Annotated in this window: 22 protein-coding genes and 1 other annotated feature; of the genes, 9 read left to right on the top strand and 13 right to left on the bottom strand. The window is 45.0% G+C overall.

The window, feature by feature from the left end:
• Positions 1-11: 11 nt before the first annotated feature.
• From btsR to C1S73_RS07990, 3 genes are all read right to left on the bottom strand, one after another.
• Positions 12-740: a two-component system response regulator BtsR gene (gene btsR / locus C1S73_RS08000; RefSeq protein ID WP_038866398.1), complete on the bottom strand. Its 729-nt coding sequence runs from the start codon at positions 738-740 to the stop codon at positions 12-14.
• 33 nt (positions 741-773) lie between these two features.
• Positions 774-2444, bottom strand: a complete 1671-nt coding sequence (locus C1S73_RS07995) for a sensor histidine kinase (RefSeq protein WP_038866399.1) — start codon at positions 2442-2444, stop codon at positions 774-776.
• 139 nt (positions 2445-2583) lie between these two features.
• Positions 2584-4068: a carbon starvation CstA family protein gene (locus C1S73_RS07990; protein ID WP_038866401.1), complete on the bottom strand. Its 1485-nt coding sequence runs from the start codon at positions 4066-4068 to the stop codon at positions 2584-2586.
• Between the two features lie 316 nt (positions 4069-4384).
• Between C1S73_RS07990 and C1S73_RS07985 the strand changes: the two genes are divergently transcribed.
• A complete protein-coding gene (locus C1S73_RS07985) occupies positions 4385-4726 on the top strand; it encodes a DUF2799 domain-containing protein (protein WP_009707688.1) in 342 nt (113 codons plus the stop codon).
• 110 nt (positions 4727-4836) lie between these two features.
• Positions 4837-5166: a hypothetical protein gene (locus C1S73_RS07980; RefSeq protein WP_038866404.1), complete on the top strand. Its 330-nt coding sequence runs from the start codon at positions 4837-4839 to the stop codon at positions 5164-5166.
• A gap of 88 nt (positions 5167-5254) precedes the next feature.
• Here the strand turns inward: C1S73_RS07980 and murQ are convergent, their stop codons facing one another.
• Both murQ and C1S73_RS07970 read right to left on the bottom strand, forming a co-directional pair.
• On the bottom strand, positions 5255-6181 hold the full coding sequence (gene murQ, locus C1S73_RS07975; protein WP_005440589.1) for an N-acetylmuramic acid 6-phosphate etherase: 927 nt from the start codon (positions 6179-6181) through the stop codon (positions 5255-5257).
• A gap of 64 nt (positions 6182-6245) precedes the next feature.
• Entirely contained in the window at positions 6246-7358 is a 1113-nt protein-coding gene (locus tag C1S73_RS07970; protein WP_038866407.1) for an anhydro-N-acetylmuramic acid kinase, read from the bottom strand.
• Between the two features lie 100 nt (positions 7359-7458).
• On the opposite strand from C1S73_RS07970, the gene nagZ reads away from it, so the two are divergent.
• The 3 genes from nagZ (at position 7459) to tyrA (ending at position 10908) form a co-directional block, all read left to right on the top strand.
• Positions 7459-8442: a beta-N-acetylhexosaminidase gene (gene nagZ / locus C1S73_RS07965; protein ID WP_038866410.1), complete on the top strand. Its 984-nt coding sequence runs from the start codon at positions 7459-7461 to the stop codon at positions 8440-8442.
• A 239-nt stretch (positions 8443-8681) separates the two neighbouring features.
• Entirely contained in the window at positions 8682-9755 is a 1074-nt protein-coding gene (locus C1S73_RS07960; RefSeq protein ID WP_038866412.1) for a 3-deoxy-7-phosphoheptulonate synthase, read from the top strand.
• 25 nt (positions 9756-9780) lie between these two features.
• Entirely contained in the window at positions 9781-10908 is a 1128-nt protein-coding gene (gene tyrA, locus C1S73_RS07955) for a bifunctional chorismate mutase/prephenate dehydrogenase (RefSeq protein WP_038866413.1), read from the top strand.
• A gap of 60 nt (positions 10909-10968) precedes the next feature.
• Here the strand turns inward: tyrA and C1S73_RS07950 are convergent, their stop codons facing one another.
• From C1S73_RS07950 to ettA, 3 genes are all read right to left on the bottom strand, one after another.
• A complete protein-coding gene (locus tag C1S73_RS07950) occupies positions 10969-11970 on the bottom strand; it encodes a M23 family metallopeptidase (RefSeq protein WP_038866415.1) in 1002 nt (333 codons plus the stop codon).
• A 29-nt stretch (positions 11971-11999) separates the two neighbouring features.
• Positions 12000-12368, bottom strand: coding sequence for a PilZ domain-containing protein (locus tag C1S73_RS07945; RefSeq protein WP_038866418.1), 369 nt, complete (start codon positions 12366-12368; stop codon positions 12000-12002).
• A gap of 257 nt (positions 12369-12625) precedes the next feature.
• Positions 12626-14293: an energy-dependent translational throttle protein EttA gene (ettA, locus tag C1S73_RS07940; RefSeq protein ID WP_038866420.1), complete on the bottom strand. Its 1668-nt coding sequence runs from the start codon at positions 14291-14293 to the stop codon at positions 12626-12628.
• A gap of 373 nt (positions 14294-14666) precedes the next feature.
• Between ettA and C1S73_RS07935 the strand changes: the two genes are divergently transcribed.
• Positions 14667-16613: a transglycosylase SLT domain-containing protein gene (locus C1S73_RS07935; RefSeq protein ID WP_038866422.1), complete on the top strand. Its 1947-nt coding sequence runs from the start codon at positions 14667-14669 to the stop codon at positions 16611-16613.
• A 13-nt stretch (positions 16614-16626) separates the two neighbouring features.
• On the top strand, positions 16627-16929 hold the full coding sequence (gene trpR / locus C1S73_RS07930) for a trp operon repressor (RefSeq protein ID WP_038866424.1): 303 nt from the start codon (positions 16627-16629) through the stop codon (positions 16927-16929).
• Between the two features lie 111 nt (positions 16930-17040).
• Here trpR and yjjX read toward each other — a convergent pair whose 3' ends face one another.
• The 5 genes from yjjX to C1S73_RS07905 form a co-directional block, all read right to left on the bottom strand.
• Positions 17041-17574: an inosine/xanthosine triphosphatase gene (yjjX, locus tag C1S73_RS07925; protein WP_038866427.1), complete on the bottom strand. Its 534-nt coding sequence runs from the start codon at positions 17572-17574 to the stop codon at positions 17041-17043.
• 24 nt (positions 17575-17598) lie between these two features.
• Positions 17599-18777 (bottom strand): prephenate dehydratase, encoded by a 1179-nt coding sequence (gene pheA / locus C1S73_RS07920; protein WP_038866429.1) that lies wholly within the window; start codon positions 18775-18777, stop codon positions 17599-17601.
• A gap of 13 nt (positions 18778-18790) precedes the next feature.
• Positions 18791-18912: a sequence feature (Phe leader region), on the bottom strand.
• Between the two features lie 108 nt (positions 18913-19020).
• Positions 19021-19347: a ribosome hibernation-promoting factor, HPF/YfiA family gene (gene hpf / locus C1S73_RS07915; protein ID WP_038868798.1), complete on the bottom strand. Its 327-nt coding sequence runs from the start codon at positions 19345-19347 to the stop codon at positions 19021-19023.
• Positions 19348-19716: 369 nt separating this feature from the next.
• On the bottom strand, positions 19717-21174 hold the full coding sequence (locus tag C1S73_RS07910) for an MltF family protein (RefSeq protein ID WP_038868800.1): 1458 nt from the start codon (positions 21172-21174) through the stop codon (positions 19717-19719).
• A gap of 152 nt (positions 21175-21326) precedes the next feature.
• A complete protein-coding gene (locus C1S73_RS07905; RefSeq protein WP_038874006.1) occupies positions 21327-22055 on the bottom strand; it encodes an outer membrane protein assembly factor BamD in 729 nt (242 codons plus the stop codon).
• Between the two features lie 136 nt (positions 22056-22191).
• On the opposite strand from C1S73_RS07905, the gene rluD reads away from it, so the two are divergent.
• Positions 22192-23169, top strand: a complete 978-nt coding sequence (rluD, locus tag C1S73_RS07900; RefSeq protein ID WP_038874005.1) for a 23S rRNA pseudouridine(1911/1915/1917) synthase RluD — start codon at positions 22192-22194, stop codon at positions 23167-23169.
• A 1-nt stretch (position 23170) separates the two neighbouring features.
• Positions 23171-23899, top strand: coding sequence for a peptidoglycan editing factor PgeF (gene pgeF, locus C1S73_RS07895; RefSeq protein WP_038874002.1), 729 nt, complete (start codon positions 23171-23173; stop codon positions 23897-23899).
• Positions 23900-23959: the final 60 nt, after the last annotated feature.

The raw sequence follows: 23959 nt of genomic DNA, 5'->3' as shown, positions 1-23959 counted from the left end.
AGAGTCTGAGCTTAGTGACTGATGCCTAGAAGTTCTTTGAGCACCTTTAAGTAACGGCGGCTCACTGGGATCTCAAAGCCTGTTTTGGTGATGATTTCAGCTAGGCCGTTTTCCAATAATCTAATCTCGCTGATGGCTTTGATACTCACCAGATACTGGCGATGACAACGCACCAGTGGCGTTTTTTCTTCCAAGGTTTTCAACGTTAACTGTGTACTGGCTGTTTGGCTGGTGGAACGCACATGCACACCGCTAATATCGCTGTAAGCAGACTCAACTGTCTCGGTTGCCATGATCACAATGCGGTTGTGGCCAATGCATGGGATTTGATCAAGGCTATCAGGAGCAATGCTGGAGATTTGTTGCGTCAAAGCTGATTGGCTAACGACTTTATTTAAGCGTTTCACCGTCTTTGTTAAGCGGCATGGATCAACCGGTTTTAATAGATAGTCGAACGCATTGTCCTCAAAAGCTTGAATCGCATACTGGTCATACGCAGTCACGAACACAACATAAGGCATGGTTTCTGGGTCGAGCATGCCAAGCAGTTCTATTCCTGTCACTTGGGGCATTTGGATATCAAGGAACACCACATCGGGCTTGAGCTCATTGATCTTCTTAAGGCCCATAATGGCGTTTGATGCATCGCCTATTACTTCAATTTGGCCTGTTTCGTCCAATAGCTCTGCCAGCTCTTCACGAGCAAACTGTTCATCATCAATGACGAGGGCGGTTAACATCCAACATTACCTTTTTATGCGTTTTTATTGCGCTTATCGCGAGGAGGGAATGATAAAACTCATTTTAGTAAATTGGTGTTGTTGATAGTTAATTTTTAGCGCTGAATCACGTCCAAATTGATTAGAGAGGCGCTTATCGACAATTTCCATCCCCAAACCAGAATGATTCTCTTTTGGTGATTCATAGCTGCCAGCATTGTCTTCCACGGTAATAAGGTACCCTTGTGCATGAGGTTGGCTATAGATTTTTACTTTGCCGCCTTCCAACATAGTCGAGATACCGTGTTTGATTGCATTTTCGACCAAAGGTTGCAGCGTAAAGCTTGGTAACTTGATATCCAGCAGTTCAGGTTCAATATCAATCTCAACTTCTAGGCGATCAGTAAAGCGTGCTTTTTCGATCGATAAGTAGGAATTCACATGTGCTAATTCTTCTTTCAGCGTCACGGTATTGATGTTCTGTTTTAAGTTACTACGGAAGAAGTGCGACAAGTTTTGGATCAGTTCTCGTGCTTTATCTGGATCACGACGCGTAATCGCACTGATGGTGTTTAGCGCGTTGAACAAGAAATGTGGGTTCACTTGCGCGTGCAGTAGTTTGATTTCTGCCTGAGCTAATAACGTTTGTTGCTGTTGGTAATCGCCATAAAGAATTTGACTCGAAAGAAGCTGAGCAATGCCTTCTGCCATTGACATATTTGCCGTCGAGAACAGCTTACGTTTTGGTTCGTAAAGCTTAATGGTGCCCACCACTTCTTTTCCTGCTCGTAGTGGGATTATCAGTGCGGAGCCCAGTTTACAGTCTTGTGCTAATGAACATTGGTAAGGGCGCTCACTGCCATCAAGGTAGATGATGTCGTTCTTCTCCATTGAGTCGAGCGTACTCTGCGATGAGATTGGAGTATTTGGCCTATGATGATCATCGCCGATGCCAACGAAAGCCAGAATCTTCTCTTGGTCAGTAATGGCGACTGCGCCTACTTTGGTTTCTTCATAAATGATGCGGGCGATCTTATCGGCATTTTCGCTGTTAAATCCGGTGCTGAGAATACCAACTGAGCGGTCGGCAATGCTTAATGCTCGGCGGGAAAAGGTGGCCGAGTACTTTTCAAAAATGGTTTTACGATCTTGCAGAATACTCATAAACAGAGCGGCACCAACGGAGTTAGCGATGATCATTGGGGCAGCAATCGCTGAAACAAGTTCATAGGCTTGGTTGAATGGTTTGGCGACAGCAAGCAGCAGCACCATCTGAACGATTTCTGCAACAAAAGTAATGCTGAATACTACGCTCGGGTTAAACAGCATTGCCCCTTTGTTACGCTTAATGAGGTAAACGTGGAGTAGCCCCCCAATGAGCCCTTCTGCTGTTGTGGAAATCGCACAAGCTAAGTCGGTAAAACCGCCTAAAGTATAACGATGAATCCCCCCAGTTAAGCCCACCGCAAAACCGACAACAGGACCGCCAAACAGTCCTCCCATCACGGCACCAATTGCACGCGTGTTTGCTATCGCGTCGTTGATCTGTAAACCGAAGTAGGTGCCTAGGATACAAAAACCAGAGAAAAGCACATAACAAATGAGTCGGTGACTTAAGCGAGAAGAAATGCTCAGTAGGGGAAGAATGATTGGCGTTTTACTCAGCATATAAGCCAGCACTAAGTAAACACACATTTGTTGCAAAAGGGAGATGATCAGTTCCATAGCGAACCTAACCTAGACATGATGTTGTTATTGTAAGTGAATTCATTCTTTAAAGAGAAAGAAAAAGAGCCTGCGATAGGCAGGCTCTTAGCGTTATCCAGATATTGATAATGAATCGGTTAGCAAGCGAAGGATTTCATTACGCCGTTTCTGAGACAGTGTCTGGTTTATTTTCATCTGCAAGATCTGTTTCGCCTTTGCCTTTCGAGATTTTGATAACGTAAGCCGCTGCAGCAAGAGCGAACAAAATGCCAGAGATTGTCGAGATTTGCATTGGTAGACCGAAGCCTAGCGTGCTGTTGTTCAAAATGAAAGTGACACACACGGTTGTCATGAAGACTGCTGGGATAGTCGTAATCCAATGCAGTTTGTTGTGACGTAGTAGGTAAGCCGACGCAGTCCAAAGCATCATTACTGCTGTTGTTTGGTTTGCGAAACCGAAGTAGCGCCAGATAATACCGAAGTCTACTTGAGTCAGAATGCCACCGATAACGAACAGTGGTAGAGCCATTAGAAGACGGTTACGTAGTGTTTTCTGTTCCATACCGAAGTATTCAGCAAGAATCAGGCGGCTTGAGCGGAATGCGGTGTCACCCGATGTGATTGGCAGAATAACAACACCAAGGAAGGCAATCACACCACCGAATACACCCAGTAGACCGAATGAAGCGCTGTATACCACGTTACCAGGGCCACCGTTTTTCACTGCTTCTGCAAGGCCATCAAGCGTGCCGAAGAAAGACAGAGCGATAGCACACCAGATTAGCGCGATAACGCCTTCACCAATCATTGCACCGTAGAATACGAAGCGACCGTTCTTCTCATTTTCCATACAACGCGCCATCAGTGGAGACTGAGTCGCGTGGAAGCCAGAGATAGCACCACATGCGATAGTGATGAATAGTGCAGGCCATAGAGGCATATCGTTCGGGTTCAAGTTAGTCAGCATGTCGCTTACTTGGAAGTCACCCATCACAGTGTGTTCGCTAGAGAAAGCAATAGCAGTCATTAGACCTACAGACATGAAGATCAGTAGCGCGCCAAACAATGGGTAGAAGCGACCGATGATTTTGTCTACAGGAACAATTGTCGCGATGATGTAGTAAGCGAAAATCAACACAACCATGGTTGTCATGCTTACGCTAAAGCTAGTTTGGTCGTTGATTAGGTTTGTGATCATGCCTGCTGGCGCTGACACGAATACCACACCAACAAGAAGCAATAGGACAATGGCAAAGATGTTCATAAAGTGTTTTGCGCCATTGCCTAGGTAGCGACCCGTAATTGTTGGTACTGATGCACCGCCGTTACGAACAGAAAGCATGCCTGAGAAGTAATCGTGTACCGCACCTGCGAAGATACAGCCAACAACAATCCAAAGCATTGCAGCAGGACCGTATAGGGCACCCATGATTGGGCCAAAGATAGGACCAACACCTGCGATGTTCAGAAGCTGAACAAGGTAAACACGTTTGGTTGACATTGGAACGTAGTCAACGCCGTCCGTCTTAGTATGAGCTGGCGTTTGACGATTCTCATTGATGCCGAAAATCTTCTCAACGAAAGCACCGTAGATGAAGTATCCGCCGATGAGGGCTGCGACACAGGTTAGAAACCACATCATAGCAATTGTCCTTGGTTTGTTAGGTAGGGTAATTTTTTAAGCTCAGGATGTATGGTATTCATCTCTTTTGTTAAGCGCATTCGCTCTATGGGTGAGTGGTCGAATAGAGAAGCGAGTGGTCGATATAACGGTTAAGTGGTTTTATCGTTTGCCTAGTGGTCGTGCTTAGGACTGAGCGGTTCTATCAACGATTAAGCGGTGGTTATCAAGGGTGAGCGGCGAGTTCGAGAGTTAAGTGGTGAAATCAACAGATAAGCGGCAAAGCACAGGCTTTAGTGGTAAGCTTGTTTTGAAAACAATTAGTTAAGGAAGAATGATGAAAAAGGCAACGTTAGGCTTGGCGCTGGCTTTACTAGCAGGGTGTGCGGCAACAACGGAAGAACTGGCGCAGTCCGGAGATTGGTACCAGATCGGTTATCAAGATGGTGTCGCTGGGCATACCTCTCGTACCATGAAAGAACTTCGCTCGTTAGGAAATGTAAAGCAAGGCGATTATGACCAAGGTTACCTTGAAGGGGTGACGGAATATTGTAATCCTGATTTTGCTTACCAAATGGGCTTATCTGGTCAGTATTATGAAGGTGTATGTGAGGGAACGCCTGGGGCACAAAAATTCCGTATGGAATGGCAACGTGGCTGGAACGAATACAGCAACTAGATCTGTTTCATAATCAAGACTGTGGTTTTGCTTGTTGATCTTCTGACATTTGAATTTTATTGCTTTGCTGTACTTATGGCTTGAGATTCAATCAGAAGTGAAATGAAAACATGAAGAAGTATTTTTTGGTCGCATTAGCATTGTTGCCCTTAACGGTCGGTGCGACCAACGTGTTGAAAGAGTCGATTAAGATGAAGCGTAAATACGATCACGATAAGCATCGTATTACCAATACCATCAACAATACCAAGCGTAATATTAAAGAAGTCACTGACGGTACTTATGTCGAGAACCAAGTGAAGCGAGAAGTAAACCAAACCACTCGCAAGTACACCAATAAAGTAGAGAACGTTAAGAACATAACGAACCCTGATCACATCAAGAGTAAAGCAAATGACAAGCTTAACCAAGAGTTTGATGAATGGTTGTATGAAGACTAAATCTTGATATCTAAAACAAAAAAGGAGACCACGAGGTCTCCTTTTTGTTTGTCTTCTATCGACAGATTTGAACTACGGGACTCGAGATTTATTTAGGCTGGTGGTTTTCCACTGCTTTGCGTAAGAAGCCGTCTTGGTGGTGCAGGTGAGCACGAGCAGATTCAATATCAAGATCGGTCAGGATCATTAAGATCGCCAGTTTCACCTCATAACCAGTTTGTTTAAGTACGTCGGTAGCTTGTTCTTTGCTGCAATCGGTCGCTTGCATCACAATACGTGCGGCGCGTGCAACGAGCTTATTGTTGGTTGCTTTCACATCGACCATTAAGTTTTGATAACTCTTACCCAAACGGATCATGCTGGCAGTAGTCAGCATGTTCAGGACCAGTTTCTGCGCCGTACCTGATTTCAAACGTGTTGAGCCAGTCAATGCTTCAGGGCCTACAACAGGGCTAATTGCGACGTCGGCAATGTCGGCGATTGGAGAATCTGGATTACAAGATAGTGCAATCGTGGTTGCACCGATCTCGTTGGCGTACTCCAAACCACCAATGACATAAGGCGTTCGGCCACTTGCAGCGATGCCCACGACCACATCGAGATTTGTGAATTTGATATCTTTTAGGTCTTGCTCACCTAAAGCCGGCGAATCTTCCGCACCTTCTTTTGCTTTTAGAATCGCCTCTGGGCCACCTGCAATCAGACCGACCACCATCTTGTCAGATACGCCAAATGTTGGCGGACATTCCGATGCATCAAGCACACCTAAACGGCCACTGGTGCCAGCGCCCATATAAACCAGACGACCGCCGACTTTAAACGCGTCGGTGATCTTATCCACCGCGAGTGCGATTTCGGGTAAAACCTTCTCAACCGCAAGTGGTACGAGCTTATCTTGCTGATTAAGTCGCTGAACAATGTCTAGAGAGGGCAGTAAATCGATGTCCATCGTATCTGGGTTACGACCTTCTGATACTAGGTGGGCAAGAGCAGCAATAAGCGCGTCATTTGTCATAGTGGTTTAAGCCTTTTGAATACTGATTTCGATTTATTTTGTCGCTGTGTCTGGCACAACGCATTTAGTTTTTAGGATAGAGCACACCCAGCGAAGCAAGACGGCTCGCACCAGTCACTTCAGGTAAGTTGCTCGGCAGCCCGTCAATATGTCGCTGAGCAAGCCAAGCAAACGCCATGGCTTCCATGTAATCGCCATCGACACCTTTATCATCCGTTGTTGCGACTTGCCACTGCGGCAGAAGTTCCGCTAAACGTTGCATCAGTAGAGGGTTTCTCGCCCCTCCGCCACACACCAACAGCTGTGGCTGCTGACCATACGTGAATTTCTCCACTTCGTTTGCAATGGTCTTCGCCGAGTATTCACACAGCGTGCGTTGTACATCTTGTGCTGAGATATTGTGGTTGGCTAACTGATGATGCAGCCAATCGATATTGAACAGCTCTCGACCAGTGCTCTTAGGCGCCGACATGGCGAGGTAAGGCTCTGCTAAGAGTTGAGTTAGTAGTGTTGCATCGGTGTTGCCTTGCAGAGCAAATCGCGCGTCTTTGTCGAAGCCTTGTCCTGTGTGCTGTTCACACCATGCATCCATCAACATGTTGCCTGGGCCAGTATCGTAGCCGATCACTGCTTGGTCAGGATGCAGTACCGAGATATTGGCAATTCCACCGATGTTAAGCACCACGGTGGTAGAATCTTGCATGGCAAAAATACTTTTATGGAAGGCAGGGACGAGCGGTGCACCTTGGCCACCTAACGCCATGTCTTTACGACGAAAATCTGCCACGGTATCAATGCCAGTTTTGACTGCAATGATGTTGGCATCACCCAGTTGGGTGGTGAAGGGCTGTTCGCCAGTCGGCTGATGGAACACGGTTTGACCATGATTACCAATGGCTCGGATTTGCTCTGCGGAATAGCCGGATTTATCCAGTAGCTGTAAAACCGCATCGGCAAACAGATGGCCAAGTTGGTGGTCGAGCTTACCAATGGCTTTTAGATTCGTGTCTTGCCCAGTGCAAACCGACAAAAGCGTCTGCTTAATATGAGCAGGCATTGGGTAATCATCGTGTGCGAGCAAGCGAACACGGTTATCTTCAATTTCAACCAGTGCGGTATCTACACCGTCCATACTGGTTCCAGACATCACACCGATATACAGTTTGTTAAGATTCACAGCCAATTCCGTCAATTCTTCGATTCACTTATTGTAAAGCAATTCTGAAGCGAATAACCTCATCGAATACGAGATATTCAGCCGATTTTGAGGAGAAAAAATGGGACCGTTATGGGTTGATGTTGCAGGCTATGAACTGACTGCAGAAGACAGAGAAATTTTGGAGCATCCAACGGTTGGTGGTTTGATTTTATTTACGCGTAACTACCACGACAGCAAGCAGCTTCAAGCTCTTACCCAATCAATCCGAGAAGCGGCGAAACGTCCGATTTTGATTGGTGTTGACCAAGAGGGCGGACGCGTTCAGCGTTTCCGTGAAGGCTTTTCATTGATTCCTGCGGCGGACCAATACGCCAAACACCAAAACAGTGAAGCTCTGGCCCGCATGGGCGGTTGGTTGATGGCTGCTGAGCTGATTGCTCATGATATCGACCTAAGCTTCGCGCCAGTGTTGGATAAAGGTCATCAATGTAAAGCGATTGGCAGCCGTGCTTTTGGTGAGGATTTAGACACTATTTTGCGTCACAGCACTGCTTATATGCAGGGTATGAAGAGTGTCGGTATGGCGACGACGGGCAAACATTTCCCGGGTCATGGTGGTGTGATTGCTGATTCACACCTAGAGACACCGTATGACGAGCGTAGCGATATCTTTGAGCAAGACATGGCTATCTTCAAAGCGCAAATCGATGCAGGTATCTTAGATGCGATGATGCCTGCTCACGTCATTTTCCCAAATTATGATGACCAACCTGCTAGCGGCTCTGAGTATTGGCTTAAACAAATCCTGCGCCGGCAACTTGGTTTTAAAGGTTTGATCTTCTCTGATGATTTGACCATGGAAGGTGCCGCAATTATGGGTGGTCCTGCCGAACGTGGCGCACAAGCATTAAACGCTGGCTGTAATATGCTGCTGGTTTGCAACAAGCGCGATGCGCAAGTTGAGGTGCTTGATAATCTACCCATCACTTCTGTTCCTCTCGCTGATGCCTTGTTGAAGAAACAGAGCTTTTCTCTAAGCGAGCTAAAACGTTCGCAAGAGTGGAAAGATGCCTCTGAAGCTATGAAGCGATTGGTTGGCTAGCCATCTCACCCCTGAATAATGGTTTGTTCAGGGTGAGACGTAAACTTTCTAAAACATCCATTTAAAGCCGAAGTGCTCTGCATTTCGGCTTTTTCTTTTAATGTAAACTTAAATTTACAATTGATGTTTTTTATTGTGTACGGTTGTAATTCTTTTTTAGCCTGTTATCTTGTCCGTAAAGCTTAGTTGTCTCACCAAGGAATTGGTTGGGTGTAAAAAATAATATACAGGTCAAGGTTATGCAAAGAAGTGAATTGAGCAACATTAACATCTGCGAAGAACAAGTTCTTATCACGCCTGAGGAGCTAAAAGTTAAGCTTCCTCTAAGTGAAAAGGCCCGTCGTTTTATCCAAGATTCTCGTCAAACCATCGCTGATATCATTCACAAAAAAGATCATCGTCTACTCGTTGTATGTGGACCATGTTCTATCCATGACGTAGACGCTGCGAAGGATTACGCCAAGCGTTTAAAAGCACTTTCAGAACAACTAAGCGACCAACTGTATATTGTTATGCGTGTTTACTTTGAGAAGCCTCGAACCACGGTTGGTTGGAAAGGCTTGATCAATGACCCACACCTAGATGGCAGTTTCGACATTGAACATGGCCTGCATGTTGGTCGTGAACTGTTGGTTGAACTCGCTGAGATGGATATTCCGCTGGCAACAGAAGCTCTTGACCCAATTAGCCCACAATACTTGGCAGATACCTTTAGTTGGGCAGCGATCGGCGCTCGTACGACTGAGTCACAAACACACCGTGAGATGGCAAGTGGTCTCTCAATGCCTATCGGCTTTAAGAATGGTACGGACGGTAGTTTGGCAACGGCGATCAACGCAATGCAAGCGGCTTCTTCTAGCCACCGTTTCATGGGTATTAACCGTGAAGGTCAAGTAGCGCTTCTGACTACGCAAGGCAACCCGAATGGTCATGTGATTCTTCGTGGTGGTAAGCAGACCAATTACGACTCAGTATCCGTTACTGAGTGTGAGCAAGAGATGGCGAAGTCCAACCTTGATGCGTCCTTGATGGTGGATTGTAGCCATGCGAACTCACGTAAAGATTACCGCCGTCAGCCGTTAGTTGCAGAAGACGTGATTCACCAGATTCGAGAAGGCAACACGTCGATCATTGGCCTGATGATTGAAAGTCATATTAATGAAGGTAATCAATCTTCAGACCTTACTCTCGAAGAGATGAAATACGGTGTTTCAATTACCGACGCGTGTATCAATTGGGATTCAACTGAGGCACTATTACGTCATGCACACGAAGAGCTGGTGCCTTTCTTAGAGAATCGCCTTAAAGGCTAAAACGGAACTTATTTAAGGAACATCAATGGCAGTTGAACTTAACGCATTGCGCGATCAGATTGATGCAGTCGACAAGCAAATGCTAGAGCTACTCTCTCAGCGTTTAGCGCTAGTAGAGAAAGTGGGTGAAGTAAAAAGCGAACACGGTTTGCCAATTTACGCCCCAGATCGTGAGGCGGCAATGCTGGCATCACGACGAGCTGAAGCTGAAAAAATGGGGATCCCTCCACAGCTGATAGAAGACATTCTTCGTCGAACAATGCGTGAGTCTTATGCCAGCGAGAAAGATTCCGGTTTTAAGTGTTTGAACCCAGAATTGCGCTCAGTCGTTATTATTGGTGGTAATGGCCAGTTAGGTGGTTTGTTCGGACGTATGTTCAAACTGTCTGGATACCAAGTGAAAGTCTTGGGCAGTAAAGACTGGGAGCACGCTGACGAAATCTTAAAAGACGCTGGCCTGGTGGTCGTGACTGTGCCAATCCATTTAACTGAAGGTGTGATTGAAAAGCTCGGTAACCTGCCACAAGATTGCATTCTTTGTGATCTGACTTCTATCAAGTCCAAGCCACTGCAAGCAATGTTAAATGTACACTCTGGCCCGGTTGTTGGTCTCCATCCAATGTTTGGTCCTGATGTGCCAAGCTTAGCGAAACAGGTGATTGTGTACTGCGATGGTCGTGAGAATGAGCAATACCAATGGCTACTGCAACAGTTTGGTATTTGGGGCGCAAGCTTGTGCCAGATCGATGCGCAAGAGCACGATCATGGTATGACTTTGATTCAGGCGCTACGTCACTTTACTTCCTTCGCTTACGGTATGCACCTAAGCAAAGAAAACCCTAACATTGAACAATTGTTAAAGCTGAGCTCGCCAATTTACCGCTTGGAGTTAGCGATGGTAGGGCGTCTGTTTGGTCAAGACCCAAATCTATACGGTGACATCATTCTTTCATCACAAGAAAACATCGATATGATTAAGCGTTTCCACCAACGCTTTGGTGAAGCTTTGTCTGTTTTAGACAGTAAAGACAAGGCTGAGTTTGTTGAAAGCTTCGAGCAAGTGAGCGATTGGTTTGGTGAGTACTCTCAGCAATTCATGAACGAGAGTCAGAATCTACTTAAGCAAGCGAACGATAATATCCATCGTGGCTAATTCCCTATTTTAGATGCAAAAAGAGCAGCACATTGGCTGCTCTTTTTTGTTTGAAAATAATCAGTTGGTCGATGTACCACTGTTGTCTTCACTTGATACCGTGCTAATACTCGTATCTCGGTATGGCGAATTGGTTAGATTGATTTGCAGACGAACCACGTTATCGATCAACTGAACCAGAGGACCCCATTTCACCATCTTTTCTTTCTCGAACACGGAGTTAAAGTTCTCTGGTGTCCAATCCATTAAGTAGCGCGGGTTTAGCGTACGCCCAAGAAAGCGTACTTCGTAATGAAGGTGTGGCCCAGTCGAGTTACCTGAATTACCACATTTCGCTATTACATCGCCTTTACTGACAAACTGGCCATTTTTCACGCTGAATTTGTTCAGATGAGCGAATGAGCTTGAGAAACCAAATGAATGACGGAGCGTAAGGTAGTTACCGTATCCACGATTACTTGGTCGCACCGTTTCTACCACACCATCCGCTGGGGCTAAGATTTCTTCGCCGCGTTTACATGTAAGGTCGATGCCTGTATGCACATGACGTTTGCCAGAAATAGGGTTAATCCGACTGCCATAAGGGGAGGAGATACGTTGGTAAGTCATCGGACTGTCGTTTGGAATTAAACGGAACATCGTTGCGCGCACTGCTGAATCAATGGCTGCGGCATCAATACGCTCTTCTAGGGCAACGTTGTACTCTTCGCTTTCAAGCTCTTCGTCAGCGAGACCGAGAACCGACTCCACATCATATACACGCTTACCTAGCAATTGAATCTGATTGTTTTTGTCAGTTAAAGATTGAGAAAGAGAGTGGTTCGTATCAAGTTGTTCTTCATACAGTGCCGTGATCTCCGCTTTTTCACCTTCCAGCTTTGCGATGGTTTGGTTTAGCATCTCTTGATTGTATGTTTGTTGTTGATTCAAATACCAAGCGCTACCAACGACGGCAGGCAAAGCGATGACTGACACACATACTGCAAGGATCGAAAGGCGACCCACATAAAATTGCTGATTCCCATCTTTTGTTGGGATCTGCATGATGATTTTTTTAGACATAGTTATTGTTACTAAAGCAGGCGTTCAATTTATTCTTCCCCCAAATCAGAAAGGTATTCTAACTCTCGATTCAGCAGCTCGTTATTGCCTACGTTTAACTCTATAAATCGTTTTAATTGGCTAATACTGTCGATGTCTATGTTGATGATCTTCAGCCGGATCTCGTTACTTGCAACAGCGATGATATCAGCGGTTAACTGCATCACCTGTTCTGATTGAGCGAACGAGAATGCGACTTCTACCGGTAGTGACGACTCAAGTGAGTTTGCATTTTCAGCTCTTAACAATAAACCATGTAATGAGAGATCTTGAATCGTGGCTTGTAGTGCCAAGTCATTTTGTTCCACTAAAGCAGAAACTTGGTAGATGATGCGTGAAAAGCGTCGTCTCTCCGTCATAGAGCTTTCTCATATAGTCGTCGAATCTGTCGATGACTATATCAAATAGAACAAAAATTGTTCAATTGTTGTTCTTAAAATGTCGAGGTAGCACAGAGTTACGATTGCTAAAGGTCAAGCTCTTAATTGAAAAAATGCCAATCTGAGCCATTTATGCAACACATACAACAAAGGCCGCTATGATAGCGACCTTTGTACGAATTACAAGCAAAGGTGAGTGTAAGGTGATATACCACACACTCATCTTATAAACGAAATTACTTCGATACGCGCTTGTATTTGATACGGTGTGGTTCAGCGGCTTCAGGACCAAGCGTCTTCTTCAGCCATTCCATATACTCGTTGTAGTTACCTTCGTAGAAGTTAACTTGGCCTTCATCGCGGTAGTCGATGATGTGCGTTGCGATACGGTCTAGGAACCAACGGTCGTGCGAGATAACCATGGCACAACCAGGGAACTCAAGCAGCGCTTCTTCAAGTGCACGTAGTGTTTCAACGTCAAGGTCGTTGGTTGGCTCATCGAGTAGTAGTACGTTACCGCCGGCTTTAAGCAGCTTAGCAAGGTGCACACGGTTACGCTCACCACCAGAAAGCTCGCCGATAACTTTCTGTTGATCTGAGCCTTTGAAGTTAAAGCGAGAACAGTAAGCACGTGCAGGGATTTCGAAGTTGTTGATCTTGATGATGTCAGCGCCTTCTGAGATCTCTTGGAATACCGTGTTTTTATCGTTCATTGAATCACGGAACTGCTCAACAGAAGCCAGTTTCACAGTGTCACCCAGTTCAATCGTACCCGAATCAGGTTGTTCAGTACCGCTTAGCATCTTGAATAGGGTTGATTTACCCGCACCGTTGGCACCGATGATACCCACGATGGCACCTTTAGGCATGCTGAATGATAGATCATCGATAAGAACGCGACCGTCGAATGACTTAGTCAGGTTGTTCACTTCGATAACTTTATCACCTAGACGCTCACCTGGCGGGATGAACAGCTCGTTAGTTTCGTTACGTTTTTGGTGGTCAGTGTTTTGTAGCTCTTCAAAGCGCGCCATACGTGCTTTAGATTTCGCTTGGCGACCTTTAGGGTTTTGACGAACCCATTCAAGTTCTTTCTCGATGGTCTTTTGACGAGCTTTTTCTTGCGACGCTTCTTGTTGTAGACGCGCATCTTTTTGCTCTAGCCAAGAGGTGTAGTTACCTTCCCATGGAATACCTTCACCACGGTCAAGTTCTAGGATCCAACCCGCTGCGTTATCTAGGAAGTAACGGTCGTGGGTAATTGCAACTACAGTACCAGTGTAATCAACTAGGAAGCGTTCTAGCCATGCAACAGACTCAGCATCCAAGTGGTTGGTTGGTTCGTCGAGCAGTAGCATGTCTGGTTTTTCTAGAAGAAGACGACAGATAGCCACACGGCGACGCTCACCACCGGATAGGTGTTGGATTTTTTGATCCCATTCAGGAAGACGAAGTGCATCAGCAGCACGTTCTAGCGCGTTGTCTAGGTTGTGACCATCTTTCGCTTGAATTAGCGCTTCTAGTTCACCCTGTTCTTTTGCTAGAGCATCAAAATCGGCATCTGGTTCTGCATACGCTGCATATACCGCATCCAAGCGCTTAAGTGCGCCAGCAACATCTGCAACAGCTTCTTCAACGATTTCACGAACGGTTTTTGACTCGTCCAGAACAGGCTCCTGCGGTAGGTAACCTACGTTTAGGCCCGGTTGTGGGCGTGCTTCACCATCGATATCGGTATCGATACCCGCCATGATACGTAGCAGCGTAGATTTACCCGCACCGTTCAGACCTAGAACACCGATTTTTGCACCAGGGAAGAAGCTTAGAGAGATGTCTTTAAGAATTTGACGCTTAGGTGGCACAATTTTGCTCACCCGCGACATGGTATATACGTATTCAGCCATTGCCGATCGTTCCTAAATTAACTGTCATTCAAAGGCTCTATTTTATACCAACTCCTTCAGTTTTGTTACCGCATTGCAAGAAATTAGCATCTTGTGTGATTTCTTCTTCATCGCTGACCGGAAACTCTCAACTTTAGGGTATACACTTTTCTTGTTCGTCTTTAAATCAAAGCCAACAGTTCATTTAGTTGGATGAATTGATGGGAATCTATTTGTCTTAAAGGGTTCTAAAGTTTTACGAGTACAACATTTATTACATCAAGTCGCTTTACAATAAGCACTTATTACGGTGTAAATAGATGCATATGCTTTATTGCTTACTACGTTTGTATTCACCAGTGGTAAAGCATGAAGAGAGAAACGTCTGGGGAAAATGACGCACATGAAATTCAACGTAACTGAATTGGCTAAAAGAGTATGCTACGCAGCCGCTTTATGTGCGGTAAGCGTGTCGGCAAACGCGACGCTGAGCCTAGAAAAGCAGCGTCAAGTCTATGAGCAGGCACAAAATTTATTAGACAAGAATGACATTGATGGCTACTTGTCTATTCGTTCCAAAATCGCTGATTATCCACTCACTCCTTATGTGGACTATCGGGTATTTCTGAGGCAATTATCGAGCAAGTCATCACAACAGGTAGATGCGTTTATTAGTGAACATGAAGCTTTTCCATTCTCACGTCGTATTCGCGCCCCGTATCTAGATAACCTTTATCGCCAGAAAGATTGGAAAACCATTACCGAGTTCCAGAAAGTTGAGCCAAGTGGTGAGCGTTATCAGTGTATTTTCTATGTCGCTCAGCTAGAACAAGGGAAACAAGTTGCTGCCTTTAAAGGCGCAGAGCACATGTGGCTGCGCGGCAAGAGTATTGCTGATGAATGTGACCCACTGTTCTCTGCATGGGACAAAGCGGGTGAACGCACAGATGACATGATTTTACAACGCATGTTATTAGCATTTGATGCGCGTAATGGCGGGCTAATGGCCTATCTGCAAAAGTTGCCTACATCGGCCAAAGCTCAGCAGCAAGCCAAAGCGATGAAGGCATTGTTCGATAAGCCTGAAAATGTGGCGGAGTTTGCCAAGAAGCAACAAGCGAATGACTTTAATCGAACTCAAGCAGAATTCGCATTAGAGAAACTGGCTCGAAAAAACACCAAGCAAGCGCAAGATGCTTATGCGACCGTAGTGAAAGGGCAAAAGTTCTCTCCAGAAAAGGCTCAAGCACTGGCGGATTACATTGCGATTCGTTTGATTCGTACTGAATCAGATTCATTGGCGAAGTGGCGCGATGACAAAACAAAAACCAGTAAAAACCTACCTCTGATTGAAAGTCGTATTCGTTTATCGATTCAAAATGGCGACTGGCAAGGGGTAAAAAAATGGATCGCAGTGCTTAATGATGAAGAGCAAGCATCACTTCGGTGGCAATACTGGTTAGGGCGCAGTGAAATCGCATTGGGTGATGAAGTCGCAGGCAAGCAACGTTTAGCAAAACAGACTGGCCAGCGTAACTTTTACAGTGTGGCCGCAGCGAATGCGATTGGTCAATCGATCAAGTATCCATCAAGCTCTGTTAAGCTCGATAAGAAAGCTATTCAGCCATATCAAAAATCGCTGCTTCGTATTGAAGAGCTGATAGCAACCGACAAGATCGCTGCGGCGAAGAGTGAATGGACACATTTGCTCCGTCGTGTTGGTAAAGAGGAAAAAACGCAACTTGCCGCTTTTGCCGCGTCTAAGCATTGGCATAACTTGACGGTTATTGCGAGTATTCAAGCTCAGATGTGGGATAACATTCCGTTGCGATTCCCTGTCGCGCATCGCTGGTGGTTTAACTTTTACGCTGAGAAACACAATATCGACCCAATCACAATGATGTCTTTGGCGAGACAAGAGAGTGCACTTGATTCTGAAGCGCGCTCTCCGGTTGGAGCTCGTGGTCTGATGCAGATTATGCCTGCGACGGCTAAGTACACGGCAAACAAGTACAAGCTGAAATATCAAGGTACGCAAGATCTCTACAATGTAGGTAAGAACATTGAAATTGGTAGCCATTACTTACAAGGCTTAATGGAAGATTACGATAATAATCGTATTTTTTCGCTCGCTGCTTATAATGCAGGGCCTAACCGAGTAAAAATGTGGCGAGAGCGAACTCAAGGAAAAGTGGATGCTTATTCCTTTATAGAGGCGATTTCATTTAAAGAGACGCGTGGGTATGTACAGAACATTTTGATGTTCGAAACGTACTACCGCGACCTTTTAGGTGTCGACGGTTCGTTCTTGACCCAAGAAGAGATCAATACCAAGTATTGAGTGAGGTAACTTGATGTCACATGAACCTGAGTACAAAGACTGGCAACAGATTGTCGAGTTAATCCGTTCAAGTGTGGACAATCAGCAACACGAAATGTTGTTGACCATGCTAATGACACCGGATGAGCGAGAGTCACTGACCGCACGCGTTAATATTCTCAACGAGTTGCTAAAAGGTGAGCTCTCACAGCGTCAAATCAGTCAAATGCTTGGGGTTGGTATTGCGACAATTACCCGTGGCTCTAACGAGTTAAAGTCAAAGTCCGATGTCGACAAAGACAAACTTAAGACATTATTAGAGCAGGGCGCTCAATAATCTTTGAGTTACGGACAGCAAAAAGGGCGGAATATCCGCCCTTTTTAATACGTATTTTAATACGTACTTTACTCGACTATCAGCTTCAGACTCTTAATAAGAGCCACACAGCTATAGGTTTGCAGGGAAATGTTCAGGGTTGGTAAAAGGAATCAACGCCAGAATCAAAGCTTGGTGGTAGACCGAACTGCGCGTCAGTTGGTTTTGAGTTAACAGGCCAATTGCGCCACCTTTTTGTTTGATGTTGTCAGTACCAAATACTTCATCCATTACATCACCCAGTTCATTGGCATGTTCAAGTTTTTCTAGCACTTTTGGTGGTAGCATCAAACTTGCTGAACGCGACTCTCCACGATGAGTCGCGGATTCAATCACCATCCAAGCAAAAGTAACTTTTCCTTCAATACCCGCTTCTAAACCAATATAGAAATCAGCATTCGGCATCTCAGTTTTAGCATTGCGAACACGATTTAAAGCACCTCGGCGTGTTTCATCATTGGTCATTGGCTGGTCTGAAACTTCACTCGGGACACTGACTCCGAAAAAGTTAAAACGTTGTTCAGGGAAAGCACTTTGAAAAGCACTCTCTACGGCTTTAATTTTTGCAGGGTTGAGTGAAGCGATAACGACTTTTTGGTCTACCATGATCTTTTTACCTATCGATGTCTATTAACCCAATTTTACTTGAGTGGGTTTTACGTTCTCACTTGGGTAACATCCTAATACTTTCAGGTGTTTAGTTATCTTGGTGAGCTCATCGAGCACATGCTGCATGGCGGTGGAACCAAGGTGTGATTCTAAATCAACATAGAACATTTCTTCCCATGGGTTACCCATGATCGGACGGGACTCTAACTTAGTCATGTTGATACCGAAACGTTGCAGTACTAACAGGGTCTCGACTAAAGAACCTGCCTCTTGAGAGGTAGACATAATCAATGTGGTTTTTGCCGGTATCTGTGTGGAGACCTCGACAGGTTTACGAGCAACCACAATAAAGCGGGTATGGTTTTCAGTTTGGTTCGCGATGTTGCCTTGGATCGCTTGTAAGCCATAAAGCTTACCACTGGAAGCATTACCGATAGCGGCGACATCATCACGGCCCAATTCTTGTACCTTCTGCATCGCATCGGCTGTGCTCGCACAAGATTCGAGTTGAACGCCTTTCATTCTACTAAGGAACTCACTGCATTGCTGATGGGGCTGCGGGTGAGAGTAAAGCGTTTTGATGTTCTCTAGACGAATGTCTTTGGTTGCAACAAGGCAATGCTCAATCGGTTGAGTCAGCTCTCCTACGATATAAAGTGTTGTGTGTTGTAGAAGGTCGTAGACTTCGTTAATTGAACCAGAACTGGTGTTTTCAATTGGTAGAACACCATAATCAGCATGGCCAGATTCAACGGTCTGAGTTACTTCTTTGAAGTGCTCGCAGTTGAGTTCAATTAGCTCTGTATTTTTACGACTGAAGTACTCACGACTAGCTAAGTGAGAGTAAGACCCTTTAGCTCCTAAGAAAGCCACTCGTGCTAATGGTTTACGACTTTGCTGAGGGTTGACTAGGTTCTGTAGATAGCTTTGTTGCAAAAGCACCGAATCTTCGATGATCGTATGGAAAAGTTTGGTGATGTACTGAGCGTCGAGTTCGTATTTATCACGGCCGTTGGTAATCAGTTTTACTAGTAGTTGTTGTTCACGGACAGCATCACGAACAGGTTTTGATGTTTGGACTTTGCTTTTTGCTACTTCAATGCTGAGCTTACGACGTTCAGACAGCAAGCTTAAAAGCTCGTCATCAAGCTCATTCAAACGTAAACGAATTTCATCCAGGGAAATAGGTTGGTCAGTCATCAATTCTTTCCTTATAAAAAAAGCCTCCCGATTTGGGAGGCTTTCTGTTTGTTTTTGACTTTTCTTTCACAAACGAGTTAGCCCCTCCAACTATGGAAGGAAAAAGAAGTCAAAAAGAAACAGGTGAGTCAAATGCATAAATAGTGCTTAATTTGTGAGTGTTTAAACACAATAAGCAAGCAGGCGGGGAGCGTCAAGCAAAAAAATAGCGCCTTACGGCGCTACTTCCTCGATCTGGTCGGTTTACTCTTCTTCTTCCACTAACTCTGGCTTGCTAGCACGTCGAGCTTCAGGTTTGTGGGTCAGCTTATTCAATTGTCGTTCTAGTTTTTGCTCCACTTCGTTGATAGCTGCGTAAAGATCTTCGTGAGTAGCTGAGGCGATTAGTTGCCCTTTAGGAACCGTAATAACGGCTTCGAATTTCTTCTGTTTGTTTGGTTCCTCACTGAAAGTTGCTTGGCATCCGATGATGTCTACTTGCCATTTCTCCAGCTTTTTAAATTTGCTCTCAATATGAGCTCGGATTGCAGAGGTGATTTCGATATTTTTACCAGTGATGTTCATTGTCATAAATGTTTTTCCTCTGTTTCATCCCTCATGGGTTGAATTCAGATTACCGCTCTTAGGATAAAATAATGTGATATAGATCACTATTTTGAGTGGTTTTTTATAGGTGGGAAGTGAATGTGATCTTTCTCAAGAACTGTTTAGATTTCTGTGAAAATTGCTTGTTATCGGATTCGAAATCATTAGATTGGATAGAGTACTGAGCTGAAAACTATCCCGTTTTTAGGGGAGTTATACGGCCTGTAATTCTAGTTAGTTAAAAATTAACCAGAACAAAGATGTGAATCAGATCACTCTTAAAGTGCATAGTAAGTTAGATTCAAAAACGCCGCTCATGAACTGAGCGGCGTTTTTGGTTTTTTGTTCTCGGTTTTATGGCGTTTGGCTTATTTTCTTCAATGGCGTCATGAACACAGGGTCTTCTGGCGCTAATAAGACGTTGTCCAATGTCTTGGCTAGGTCGAGGCTTTCGAGTTGCTTGTAAATAACGTAGTAGCGGTTCACGTTAGTGACGTATCTGACGGTTTCGCCTAAGCTACGTCGCGTCACCACTTCTACATTGTGAAACCAAACGTTTGGGTCATAACCTTGTTGCGCGGCGCGTTTGCGCATTCTCTCTATATTTCCAGGCCCTGCATTGTATGCGGCAAGCGTTAGGTACAGTTTGTTCTCTTTACTGATTGCTTCATCGCTGAAGTAGTATCGACGTAGAAAGGCCATGTACTTCACACCAGCATGGACATTGTTCTCTAAGTTTCGAACGTTTTTGATGTTTACGTTTGGGTCGCTGGCAGTACTTGGCAGAATTTGCATGATGCCAACTGCACCTCGACTCGATACTAGATTATTGTTAAATCCAGATTCTTGATAGGCCACTGCGGCGATAAGCAGATAATCAAAATCGTATTTCTCTCCATATTTAGAGAATAAGGAAGAGAGCTTTTCTAATTGCGCGATTTTTTTCGGGTTGAGGGCTTTGTTGAGCCAATTAGTATTATCGATATATTTGCCGTAAATCACATTGCCCAATAAGGTGCCGGATCTTGATGTCTTGATGAATTTATTCACCACTTTCTTCAACTCTGGACTATCGTGCCTCATTGCCCATGCTATCTCACCGCCGGTGCGGAGGGGGATTTTTGTATGAGAGCGAATATCATCCATAAAGCTCATCCACAACTTGGCTTTGTGGCTATCAAGAACGATGGCTTTGACATAGCCATTGTTGAGCATTCCCACCAATTCGTAGTCTTGTAGTGTTTCTTCTATGAAATGCACAACAACAGGTGGTAAGCCTTTCTTATTAAGTTGTTTGTTTAATGCCTGAATGCTCTCGAAGTAACTTGAACTGGCACGTACCCATATTTCCTTGCCGCTTAACTGGTCAAGCTTGGTCATCACAGGTGTTTTCTTGTCGGTGATCACCCACTCTTCAATTCCCGTAATGGCAGGATCACTAAAATCAACCAATTTCTTACGTGCGTCGGTAATGGTGAGATTCGCAACAACCAGATCTCCCAGCCCTTGTTCTAGGGAAGGAAGCAGCTCATCACGAGATACAGGAATGATTTGAATATTGATCTTAGGTTTGAGTTTGCGTAAATCTCTCTCAAAATGCGCAAGCAACTCAGCGCCAATCCCTTTTGGTTCACCTCCCTCTATGTAATAGAAACCCAAATCGGCAGATACCAACACACGCAAGACGTTCTTCTCTTTAATGACATCGAGATCACCTGTGTAAGGGGGCTGTCTCAGAGGGGACAACTCTAAAGCAAATGCTGATGCTGAGAGTAACAGTAGAAGTCCTGTCCATAGCTTTGATAATGCCATGTTCACATCCATGTTGATGGTGAAGGAGAACCTTAAGCATATGTGTCGCTTAAAAAATCATCAAGGTAATGAATGTGGTAACGAGAAAGGATAAAGCAAAAATGAGGAAGGGGGGGACAAAACCGCCACAGGCAAAGCTGTGGCGGTTGGTGTTATTTTACTGGGTTAAGCTTTATCAGCTCTTCCGTTCTGGCAACTGCATCTTTTAGTTCCAGTTGCTTGTAAGCTTCTAACTGAATATCCAGTGACTTGCGTGCTGCTTCAGTATCTGGGAATGCTTTTTGAAGTTCTTGGGCACGGTTAATCGCAGCAATCCAAGCTTCACGGCGTAGATAGAAGTCCGCAGTAGCAAGGTCGTAGTTTGCTAAGCGGTTTTTCAGTGCCACCATGCGTTTTTGTGAATCTTCAGCATATGGGCTGTTTGGGTAACGCTCTAGCAGTTTTTTGAAATCATCAAATGCTTTCTTAACTGGCTCTGGATCTCGGTCACTACGGTCAACGTTGAACAAGTCATGCATAAAGTTACGGTCTTGCGCCATGTGGCTCAAACCACGCATGTACAATACCCAGTCCATTTTTTCATGAGTTGGGTTCAAACGCATAAAGCGAGAAATCGTTGCAAGACCTAATGCTAGGTCGTCGTTTTTGTAGTACGCGTAAATAAGGTCAAGTTGTACCTGCTCAGAGTAGGCACCAAACGGGTAACGCGAATCTAAAGCTTCCAATTTCTCAATAGCAGAAAGCCAGTTACCACTTTGAAGCGACGTTTGCGCGTCAGCATACAGTTCAGAAGGTGGCACATCAGGAACGATTTCTTCTTTGCTTGCACAGCCAAACAGAAGGGATACCGCTAAAAGGCCTGTTAAAGTCTGATGTTTCATATCAGGAGTCTGTTCCTTGAATCTAAATATTTCTTAAGCTGCCGTTACTTTCTTTCCAGTAACAGATACAATGACGTAATAGTCTATTTTTCCACAGTCGTGAGCATTAGTCTCACAGTTTTTAAAAAAGTTCGATATGGCTCAGCAGATTGTTTTAACCAACACCGTAAAAGATAGCCAATTAGGTCAACGTTTGGACCAAGCTATCGCCGAATTATTCGCAGACTTTTCTCGCTCTCGCCTGAAAGAATGGCTTCTTGACGGGAAAGTACAAGTGAATGGTGAAGTTGTCACTAAACCTCGCACCAAAGTTATGGGTGGCGAGGAAATTACCTTGCAAGCCGAGCTGGAAGATGAAGAACGCTGGGAAGCGCAAGATATCCCTCTAGATATCGTCTACGAAGATGATGACATCATCGTAATCAATAAGCCTCGTGATTTTGTTGTTCACCCTGGTGCGGGTACTCCAGATGGTACCGTGCTCAACGCGCTATTGCATCATTATCCTGATATTGCAGAAGTACCTCGTGCAGGTATTGTGCACCGTTTGGATAAAGATACGACTGGCCTAATGGTGGTCGCAAAAACCGTTCCGGCGCAAACTCGTCTAGTTCGTGCTCTGCAAAAACGTAACATTACACGTGAATACGAAGCGATTGCTATCGGCCGTATGACAGCAGGCGGTAAAGTGGATAAGCCAATTGGTCGTCACTCTACTAAGCGTACGCTGATGGCTGTAGCTCCTCTGGGTAAGCCAGCAGTAACACACTACCGTGTTGCTGAGCACTTCCGCGAGCATACACGCATTCGTCTTCGTCTAGAAACCGGTCGTACACACCAAATCCGTGTGCACATGTCTTACCTGCAGCATCCGCTATTAGGTGATACCGCTTACGGTGGTCGTGCTCGTATCCCGACAGGTGCTTCAGAAGAAGTGACTGCGATGATTCGTGGCTTTGACCGTCAAGCACTGCACGCGGTAATGCTTCGCTTTGAACATCCTATCACTGGTGAAGAGCTTGAGTTCCATGCTCCAGTGCCTGCGGATATGGTCGTCATGACAGAAGCGTTGCGCAAAGATACAGAAGAATACGGTCTACCAGACGAGTTCTAATATGAAGACAGTTATTCCCAACTGGCCTGCGCCTAAGAATGTAAAAGCTTTTTCCTCTACGAGAGTAGGGGGTTTTTCTTCTGCTCCGTATCAAGGGCTTAACTTAGGTGCACACGTTGGGGATGAACTGTCATTAGTTGAAAAAAACCGCGAATGGTTAGCGCAACAGGCAAATATGCCGACCGCACCTATCTGGTTAAACCAAACTCATTCGACGGTTGTCACTCAAGTGAGTGCTCCGACTTTGCAAGTGCTCGATGCGGATGGCATATATACGTGTTCAAGCAATGTTATCTGTTCTGCTATGACGGCAGATTGTTTACCCGTTTTACTGACCAATATGCAAGGTACCCAAGTTGCTGCGGTGCATGCCGGTTGGCGTGGTTTAGCGAATGGTATCATTGAAAACGCATTAGAGTTGTTTTCTGGTGAGGTAATGGCGTGGCTTGGTCCTGCTATTGGACCAAAAGCATTTGAAGTGGGGGAGGATGTCCTCCAAGTCTTTATGGATTTCGACTCACAAGCTCATCAAGCCTTTACCCCTCGTGATGTTGAAGGAAAGTGGTTAGCGGATATGTCCAAGCTTGCAACTCAGCGTCTTAATAAACTTGGTGTCACTCAAGTATTTGATTCAGGTCTATGTACTTTTCAAGACAAAGATGACTTTTATTCCTATCGCCGTGATGGTGTGACTGGTCGACAAGCCACTTTTATTTGGATTGAAGATTAACTCTGACCAAGCGCAAATTCGCTATGATGCATAGCTCTATTTTTGCAAAGCTATCTTTAT

Origin of the sequence: Vibrio jasicida 090810c, from assembly GCF_002887615.1 — a bacterium.
Taxonomy (GTDB): domain Bacteria; phylum Pseudomonadota; class Gammaproteobacteria; order Enterobacterales; family Vibrionaceae; genus Vibrio; species Vibrio jasicida.
The sequence above is the reverse complement of the archived record's forward strand: the minus strand, read 5'-3'. Positions and strand labels throughout refer to the sequence as shown.

What these genes read in the sequence shown, in the direction of transcription:
- murQ (WP_005440589.1), bottom strand. Translation starts at nt 6,181, where the DNA reads ATGACAAATGACGCGCTTATTGCTGCTCTTGCCCACCTAGTATCAGAA.
- C1S73_RS07985 (WP_009707688.1), top strand. Translation starts at nt 4,385, where the DNA reads ATGAAAAAGGCAACGTTAGGCTTGGCGCTGGCTTTACTAGCAGGGTGT.
- C1S73_RS07945 (WP_038866418.1), bottom strand. Translation starts at nt 12,368, where the DNA reads ATGACGGAGAGACGACGCTTTTCACGCATCATCTACCAAGTTTCTGCT.
- C1S73_RS07980 (WP_038866404.1), top strand. Translation starts at nt 4,837, where the DNA reads ATGAAGAAGTATTTTTTGGTCGCATTAGCATTGTTGCCCTTAACGGTC.
- tyrA (WP_038866413.1), top strand. Translation starts at nt 9,781, where the DNA reads ATGGCAGTTGAACTTAACGCATTGCGCGATCAGATTGATGCAGTCGAC.
- btsR (WP_038866398.1), bottom strand. Translation starts at nt 740, where the DNA reads ATGTTAACCGCCCTCGTCATTGATGATGAACAGTTTGCTCGTGAAGAG.
- yjjX (WP_038866427.1), bottom strand. Translation starts at nt 17,574, where the DNA reads ATGGTAGACCAAAAAGTCGTTATCGCTTCACTCAACCCTGCAAAAATT.
- C1S73_RS07910 (WP_038868800.1), bottom strand. Translation starts at nt 21,174, where the DNA reads ATGGCATTATCAAAGCTATGGACAGGACTTCTACTGTTACTCTCAGCA.
- C1S73_RS07935 (WP_038866422.1), top strand. Translation starts at nt 14,667, where the DNA reads ATGACGCACATGAAATTCAACGTAACTGAATTGGCTAAAAGAGTATGC.
- hpf (WP_038868798.1), bottom strand. Translation starts at nt 19,347, where the DNA reads ATGACAATGAACATCACTGGTAAAAATATCGAAATCACCTCTGCAATC.
- ettA (WP_038866420.1), bottom strand. Translation starts at nt 14,293, where the DNA reads ATGGCTGAATACGTATATACCATGTCGCGGGTGAGCAAAATTGTGCCA.
- C1S73_RS07995 (WP_038866399.1), bottom strand. Translation starts at nt 2,444, where the DNA reads ATGGAACTGATCATCTCCCTTTTGCAACAAATGTGTGTTTACTTAGTG.
- C1S73_RS07905 (WP_038874006.1), bottom strand. Translation starts at nt 22,055, where the DNA reads ATGAAACATCAGACTTTAACAGGCCTTTTAGCGGTATCCCTTCTGTTT.
- C1S73_RS07950 (WP_038866415.1), bottom strand. Translation starts at nt 11,970, where the DNA reads ATGTCTAAAAAAATCATCATGCAGATCCCAACAAAAGATGGGAATCAG.
- pheA (WP_038866429.1), bottom strand. Translation starts at nt 18,777, where the DNA reads ATGACTGACCAACCTATTTCCCTGGATGAAATTCGTTTACGTTTGAAT.
- rluD (WP_038874005.1), top strand. Translation starts at nt 22,192, where the DNA reads ATGGCTCAGCAGATTGTTTTAACCAACACCGTAAAAGATAGCCAATTA.
- pgeF (WP_038874002.1), top strand. Translation starts at nt 23,171, where the DNA reads ATGAAGACAGTTATTCCCAACTGGCCTGCGCCTAAGAATGTAAAAGCT.
- nagZ (WP_038866410.1), top strand. Translation starts at nt 7,459, where the DNA reads ATGGGACCGTTATGGGTTGATGTTGCAGGCTATGAACTGACTGCAGAA.
- C1S73_RS07960 (WP_038866412.1), top strand. Translation starts at nt 8,682, where the DNA reads ATGCAAAGAAGTGAATTGAGCAACATTAACATCTGCGAAGAACAAGTT.
- trpR (WP_038866424.1), top strand. Translation starts at nt 16,627, where the DNA reads ATGTCACATGAACCTGAGTACAAAGACTGGCAACAGATTGTCGAGTTA.
- C1S73_RS07990 (WP_038866401.1), bottom strand. Translation starts at nt 4,068, where the DNA reads ATGATGTGGTTTCTAACCTGTGTCGCAGCCCTCATCGGCGGATACTTC.